Source organism: Gelidibacter sp. F63206 (genome assembly GCF_023015735.1).
The window spans coordinates 1-7563 of sequence record NZ_JALKAU010000079.1; the positions used below are offsets into that span (position 1 = coordinate 1).

Annotated in this window: 8 protein-coding genes and 1 pseudogene; 3 read left to right on the forward strand and 6 right to left on the reverse strand. The window is 33.0% G+C overall.

The features are described 5' to 3' along the window. The 6 genes and pseudogenes from MWU32_RS04485 to MWU32_RS04510 all read right to left on the reverse strand — a co-directional run. Positions 1 to 593, reverse strand: a pseudogene (locus MWU32_RS04485) (hypothetical protein); the annotation flags it as partial. A 232-nt stretch (positions 594 to 825) separates the two neighbouring features. Beyond that, complete coding sequence (locus MWU32_RS04490) at positions 826 to 1425, reverse strand: RNA polymerase sigma-70 factor (RefSeq protein ID WP_246938161.1); 600 nt, start codon at positions 1423 to 1425, stop codon at positions 826 to 828. An 829-nt stretch (positions 1426 to 2254) separates the two neighbouring features. Next, on the reverse strand, positions 2255 to 2746 hold the full coding sequence (locus MWU32_RS04495) for an MgtC/SapB family protein (RefSeq protein WP_246938162.1): 492 nt from the start codon (positions 2744 to 2746) through the stop codon (positions 2255 to 2257). 89 nt (positions 2747 to 2835) lie between these two features. Then, entirely contained in the window at positions 2836 to 3363 is a 528-nt protein-coding gene (locus tag MWU32_RS04500; RefSeq protein ID WP_246938167.1) for a DUF2490 domain-containing protein, read from the reverse strand. After that, positions 3324 to 3512, reverse strand: a complete 189-nt coding sequence (locus MWU32_RS04505) for a hypothetical protein (protein WP_246938163.1) — start codon at positions 3510 to 3512, stop codon at positions 3324 to 3326. The genes MWU32_RS04500 and MWU32_RS04505 overlap by 40 nt, the downstream gene beginning before the upstream one ends. Before the next feature lie 177 nt (positions 3513 to 3689). Beyond that, the gene (locus tag MWU32_RS04510; RefSeq protein WP_246938164.1) at positions 3690 to 4403 is read right to left on the reverse strand and encodes a TVP38/TMEM64 family protein; all 714 of its coding nucleotides are present in this window, start codon (positions 4401 to 4403) and stop codon (positions 3690 to 3692) included. A gap of 666 nt (positions 4404 to 5069) precedes the next feature. On the opposite strand from MWU32_RS04510, the gene MWU32_RS04515 reads away from it, so the two are divergent. The 3 genes from MWU32_RS04515 to MWU32_RS04525 all read left to right on the forward strand — a co-directional run bounded on the left by MWU32_RS04515 (position 5070) and on the right by MWU32_RS04525 (position 7425). Continuing rightward, entirely contained in the window at positions 5070 to 5555 is a 486-nt protein-coding gene (locus tag MWU32_RS04515) for a hypothetical protein (protein WP_182207104.1), read from the forward strand. A gap of 135 nt (positions 5556 to 5690) precedes the next feature. Beyond that, entirely contained in the window at positions 5691 to 6635 is a 945-nt protein-coding gene (locus MWU32_RS04520) for a hypothetical protein (RefSeq protein ID WP_246938165.1), read from the forward strand. A 133-nt stretch (positions 6636 to 6768) separates the two neighbouring features. Continuing rightward, complete coding sequence (locus MWU32_RS04525) at positions 6769 to 7425, forward strand: hypothetical protein (protein ID WP_246938166.1); 657 nt, start codon at positions 6769 to 6771, stop codon at positions 7423 to 7425. The last annotated feature ends 138 nt before the right edge of the window (positions 7426 to 7563 follow it).

A 7563-nucleotide genomic window follows, 5' to 3' on the forward strand; every position in this document is an offset into this window, starting at 1 on the left:
GAGTTCAACCATACCCGTGTACCATCTGCGAGGGATAATTGAAACTGCCCGCCTCGTGGGATTGTAAGATGGTTATAGACTAATTCTCGGGAAGTACTGTTATTATAAATTATCTGCTCGCCATTACTTGTAGCGTTTTGAGTTTGAATAGACGTGTTTTTTTCTAAAGAAATTGTTTCTCCCGTTTCAAGCGTTAAGGTGGCTTTGTCCGTACCAGGATGGATGTTATGGCGTACTATTGTAGCACTTGGTGCTATGATGTCGTTATTTAACACACGATCTCTAAAAAAATAAGTTGATGCCATAATACCCACTACAACTGCTGCCGCGGCATAACGCCATATTCTTCTTGTTGAAGATCTTCTTTTTTCATGCTTCGCAGTTTTTAGGATGTTTTGATACATCGTTTGTGCTCGTTTCGGTTCAATGTCAGGGATCTCTTCAAATAGTTGCATTACCTCATTGAAGTTAGGTAAATTGTCCGTCCCTTTTGTTTGTTTTACATATTTGATGATTGTTGCGATTTCTTGTGACGTACAATCATTTTTAACAAACTTTAGCAGGAGTTTTTGTATATCGGGTACTTGATTCATTCGTGCCTAAATTATCGGTATCTATATAAACAACCATTGAGAATCATTTTTGTGTTACTCAAAAGTTATTTTATTTTCAGAAAATGAACAAATCATACCAAATTGCAGAAGCATAATATCTGTTAAACCTCTTTAAATTCAAGGTGTCTTGAGTATAATTGCTATGAAAATCAAATGTGTAAAAAAAGGTGGATTTTTTTTGAAAAGTGGTGTAACCCTGAATTTTTAAATATTATTTCAACCACTTAAATGCCAATAGCAAGAGTGTAAAGGAGATGTCGCTGTTTTTTAAAAGAAAGACTCGAAGCGCTTCAAGGGCTTTGTTCATTTGGCTTTTTACTGTATTTATTGAGATGCCTAATTCTTGGCTGATCTCTTTATAGCTTTTGCCTTCATTCCGTGACATTTCGAAAATTAATCTTCGTCGTGGCGGCAAAAGATCTAAGGCCTGTTTTTGAATGTCATCTAATTCTTTTTCGTGAATCCCGGTATAAATTGGATTAAATGACTTTTGGCTTTGATAGAAAACTTCCTCACGCATTTTATCGTCATATGCCGCCTTCTTTAAAAAATTTAAGCACATGTTTTTAGTTATGACAATGAGATAGGGCTTTAAGGCTAAAGACATATCGAGATCTTTACGCTTAATCCAAATTTTAAGGAATACCTCTTGGACAATTTCTTCCGCGTAGGTTTGGGATTTCAAAATGCTTAAACTATAGGCATATACTTCTTTTCTGTAGGTATTAAAAATTGTGAGAAATACTTTTTCATTGCCCTCGATCAGTCCTTTGAGTAGTAATTTATCGGAGGTTGTTTGCGTTTCAGTCATAAATTAAAAATCAAAAATGGATGTGAATTATTTGATAATCAATGGCAATCTTTCTAAGAAAATTTTGACTATAGTTGTGATGAACTTTGATCAATATTAAGCAATTTTTATTAATTTACTAAATATGAGATGGTTTGGTAAGAATTATATTTAGTTGAGTATAAGGAATATTTAGTCTCTAATCCTTCTTCTGGCGTTATTCGTCCGCGCTTTTCTGTTTTTTTACCCCGTGATCGAATTGATTAATATTTAGTGTATTACGATGATAGTTGTAGGGAATCTGTAATATTTTCAGAACCCTTTGAGCCTGTTTTAGGATGAACAAAAAGTAAAAAAAGTGCTTCGTTTTTTATAATTAAAAGATAATAACAACGAAATCCGCCACTACCTGTTAAACGCTTTTTTATGTAAGGAGTTTCATCACTATTATTCAATCTTGTTCCAGACAGATGCAAGTTCATGGACAGATTTATCAAAAAAATAATTTATTAAATCGTTTTATACGACTTCTTCGAATTTAATTTCTCAAACTCAACTTTAAAGTCCTCTAAACAATATAGATCCATTAAACAAGAGAAAGTTGTTTAGTAGTTTCTACGAACTCTGGAATTTCTAGCATATAAAAAAAGACAGATTCTAAATCTTGATAAGTTTCTTTTAATTCATCAATAGAATTGTCCCGTCCTAGAATAGCTATACAGATTATTAATTAAATCCTATTTTAGTTATGCAAAAAAGTATGAAATGAAATTGTATATTAACTCTAATTTAGCCAGTTATTTTAAAAAATTAGGTTACAAGATTGCTATTCTAATGCGGATATAGACAGCTATTCTACAATTTTTTTTCCCAAAAGACCAAGAAGGATGTTTACCACAAGTACGGCACCAGTAAACAACGCCAAATCTGTTACCAAATATAATGCTGCCAAGCAACCTGCAGCAGCGCTGCACCAAACGGTGGCAGCTGTTGTTAATCCTCTGATCGTATCCTTCTTTTTTAAAATAACACCAGCGCCCAGAAACCCAATACCTGTAACCACTTGACTCAGCACTCGGGTAAGGTCGATAAATTTACCGCCTTGGAACTCCAGGGATAAGATAACGAAGGCGCAGGCTCCTACGGAAACAAGCATGTTGGTCTTGAGACCAGCATCTTTTCCTTTATATTCTCGTTCTATACCAATTAGCAGACCTGCGAGAATTGCCAATATGATCTTGAACAGAAAATCTTGGCTAAATCCGAAATCGGGTTCTTCTCCTATGCCTGTGAGAACTTTTTCAATTGTCTGTATAGTGTTATAAAATATGGTGGAAATCATGATAATGGATTTTTAAAATTACACAGGATGTCGTTTGGTAATTGCGCTTGATCTATTTTTGAAATTGAATTTTTATTCATGGCGGAGGTTTACAGTTTAAAATTAAGCCCAGTAACAAAGAAGAGCTCATGACCTAAATTTTGGGTGAAATCGTCCAATCTGTATTGCATGCCCAGTTCCAATTCTGCATAAGTTGTCAACGGCCATCCAATGCCACCGGAGATTCGTTGTTCGTATTCAGGCTTGGACGCATCCGAAACCGTTAAAAGACTTTCTAAGATAGCAATAAGGTGAATTCCCTCCCCATCTTTCAGGTTAGGATTTAGCGGATGGGTTATACCAAATTTATATCTAAACCTATGCGAGGTTAAACTTCCAGCGAATCGCTGTTCCACACGTAAACGATGTTCAAATTCAGTTTCCCCTCGTAATATTTCATATTTATATTCTTCCGTAAAACGAAGTTCATTTTGATCATTGCCTCCAAAATTATCTTCAAAACGATATTGTACACCTAATGCCAACTTATGGTTATCATTTAACTTAAGGGAGGAAAAATGGGCAAGATCAAGTTGCTTTACATGGAACTTATAATCCTTTTCATCATACCAGTTAATTCGTCCTTCAACCGAGAATTCGTGCGAATAATGTGGTTTAGATCATATTCCAACCCTATGATGGGCTCATAATTTCCGGTGAATTTTTCTTGTGAAACACCTACAGTGGCAAAGAAAAATGTAAGGATAATAAAAAGTGTTTTGTGCATAATTTCAATTAGATCAATTCCATCACAATTGGATTGAATTTTAATAGATTAATTCAATTTTTTATATTATCGAAAAGGTGTATGCGAAGAAATGAAGCAATTCTGTATTGAATTGGGAATTGAGGGCAGCTCAGTGTTAAGGTTTTCTAAAATTAACTATTGAAAATGGGAGGAAACCTATCTTAGTTTTTTGCTTTTGCGCTTTTTGTCCCACCAAATATAACCTCCAAAAATCAACAGACTACCAAGTGAACCCCAAAGAAGCCCGTTTTTAAGCGAATCGGTATTTTCACCAATAATGGCAATAAGAAAGATAAGGGGAGCAATCCCGAGCATGGTAGCACCAATAAATTTTAAATAATTCATTTTTAAGATTCCCGCCACAAAACTGATGGCGTCATTAGATAGAAATGGATTGATACGGGTGATCACCACGGCCCAAAAACCGTAATCCTCCAAAAAGGAACTTACTTTTTTGAGAGTTTTCTCGCCCAAAAGTCTTGAAATAAAACCGCTCCCTAAATATTTGCCTATAACATATCCCACAGAGGAGGCTATGTAAACTGAAATTAAAATAATAACACTCCCCCAAAAAGGTCCATAAGCCAGGATGGTTACAATCATCAGTAAAATGGTGGGAATTACCAATAGAAACATTTGAGCAACCATAGCTAAAATTATCACTACGGGACCAAACCAACCAAAATCCTCTACCCAATTTTTAATGCGTGCCTCATCATTACTGGTCAATACATTCCAAGCCTCATCGAGGAAACTGTTTATCGCTGGGATGGTAAAATAGCTAACCACTAAAACTATTATTAGAGAGAGTGAAATATATAATGGAAGTTTACTTTTTTTCGGGGTATGACTATCCTTTTGCAATGTCATGTAATTATCGGTCAAGTTTTAATTTTAAGATATTGGTGGTGCTTTTTTTTCCTACATTGGATATATACATCCCGGAGCATCTCTTCTCTATGGAAAATTTATATGCCATTTAGTTGACAGTTTTTCAATTCTGGCAGAATGGTCTGCTTTTTCAAAATTCGAAATTAACTTCAAAGATGTAAAGTAAATCTGTAAGAAAATGGGAAGAGGATATTTTTGACAATGTAGTCGATAGAAAATAGGACTACAGATTACCTTACATATTAAAACGTTTATCATCTGACTAAGGTTTTAAATGCCTGTATTAAGTGAAATCGCAGCCTATTTAATTTTAAAGTTATCCCATAATCAATTCACTTAAGACGATTTCAGCCCGTCATCTTCCTTAAGTATTAAGATTGCCACCTTAACCTTATAATAGTTATTGTGTAGCCTATAAGCATTTTTCCCAAGGTACGAACCTATCTGACCCATCCTAAATTAGTTATACAGATTATTAATTAAATCCTGTTATAGTTTTACAAGACAGTATAGATAGTTCGTATGATATTTAAGAAATTATAAAGGTTATATTGAACATATGTTTAATATATCTTAAATTGGCAGTATAATGAACATAATGTTCATTATACAATTGTTGTAATGCATTAAAACCAGAACTACCAAATGAACACAATCTCATTTCTAAAATTAATTAAAGAAGAATTAAATGTCTCTTTAAATATTAATGACATAAAAAGAATAACGTCTGAAAATAGTGAAAAAATGTTCTTTTTGAAATGGCTGACTGAAAATGAATTCATAATTAGTTTAAACTTTTCAATTGGAACAAATTATACCTTTGACATTGACAATAAATCAAAAAGTGCAATTGTTATCTACGGAACTGTATCTGAATTGACCGAGAATAAAACAAAGATTATACTTGAGACAAAATATAAATACGGGCTTTATATAATATTAATAATCCCAATTATTATGCTCATTTTACGGTTGTCATATGGATTAGAAATTCCAGTCCCCTTCTTTTTCTTTCCGATTGTTTTTTTTGTAATTATAAGTTTGATATTTAACAGCGAAGAGAAAAAATTAATAAGATATTTCAAAGAGCATCTTGAAACTGAAAAAATAACGCATTACAACACCGTGTAAAAATAATTGCTTGGTTCTCGCTTACTTGGAAATTCCTGCGGAATTTCCACAAGCTCGGTCAATGTTTACTATTTTAGGTGCTTGTCACCGCAACTATTCTTACACATTAACGTTCTATGCAATTTAACCAAACCAATGAACATCTATCTTGACTTGAATATTTTTGACCGCATTGAGAAAAAAGAAAATCTCAAAGAGGATGAACGGAAATTATATTCAGATTGGGAAGAACTGATTTTAAGTGGACAATTTGAAGTTCCCTATTCAAATGCGCATCTGAATGACCTATTTCGTGGATTTCAGAAAAATCCAAAATATATAGACGGTCATTTAGAGAATATCGAGCGACTTACTAAAAATCTGTGCTTATGTCAATATTGGGGCAGAAAAACATCGACTTGGCATTATAGAAACATCAGAGAGTTTTTCAAAGAAAAGCAAAAAGAATGGGAATTTGAACCGAAATCATTTGATGATTTATTTGATCCTGAAGACGGAATTCCAAATCTATATTTACATTTTAAATATGTTCCTCTTCCGAAAAATTTTAAATTGGGATATAGTCAAGACCCAATATACGGAGTAATGTATCCAAAATCAAGAGTTGAAAATAGTATGTATTCGTTGTTTGAGGATTTATTCAATTTTCAAAGTAGATTAAAATCTGATTACAGTTTGTACAAATCTTTGAAAGCCTATTTAATTAGAAGTATAAATAGGATTAATAAAAACCCAGAATTATTAAAAGCTGTAAAACAAAACTTTAAGGATTTACCAAAGCATTTAGATATTTTTGAACTTTCGGATTTATATGGACCAAAATCTAAAACAAGTGACAATAAAAACTACTCTCGATTAATTGAGACTTTTTATAAATTTGATTTAAAAGGTTATAAATCAGACGGAAATTTCAATAATATGTTTGACGATTCAATGCATACTTTTTACGGAGCGCATTGTGATTATTTTGTTACAAACGATGACAGGTGTAAATATAAAGCAGAACAGACTTTTAAGAAATTGAAAATCAACACTATAGTTATAAAAGCGAACGAAATTGAACGAATAAAAACTGCATAGAACAACGTGTATAATTCATTGCTAATTCTAGCCTATTTACGAAAGTCCTCGCGGACTTTCTATCTGTGATTTATTTGCTAACTTTAGTGCTTAAACACGCAACGAAATCATACACAAACACGTTGTGGCACATATGAGAAAAACGACAACCATCATACTATTAACAATGATTTTTAATTCCGTAATTGGACAAAATATGAATGGAAAATGGATTCTGAAAGACGTTGATTCAGGAAATGAAAAAAAAGGATATCCTGGTTTTCAACTTCTTGAAATTAACAACGACAATGTTGACATTTATACTGATTTTTCTCTCAAAGCAAAAGCAACAACATTGAAAATGAACAATGGAGACTTTTTGAACAATAACAACGAGAAATCCTCTAAATACGAAATCGTTAATGAGAATCACATAAAGTGGTTTATCAACGGAAAATCGAATGACAAAGACGCTGTTTTTGAATGTGACTTTTATCGACTTGAACCGACAATCACAACGCTGAAAAAAGAAGATATTGAAAAAATGACTTTCGTGCTGACTGAAAACGGACGAGAATCAGAATTTGAATTTAACAAAGAACTTTGGGACAAAGAAACTTTAGAATTATTTAAGAGAAAAGAGGGCGAAAAGAAAATTATTGAAAAAATTGACTCGACTTTTTTCGTTTCTATGTATTATGACGGAAAAAGAAATGCCTCAATTCCAATCAAAGAAGTTACGTCGGAATTTTTAAAACTATGTTTAATTCCAACTGGACCAATGGAAATGATAGCATATCGAAAAGAATAAAAATACGTGCCACAACACCGTATATAATTTATTGCTGGCTTATCGCCTACTTACGAAAGTCCTCGCGGACTTTCTTGGTCAGTAATTATTTACTAAATTAGTTGTTTAAACCACGCAACAAACCATATACAACAACGT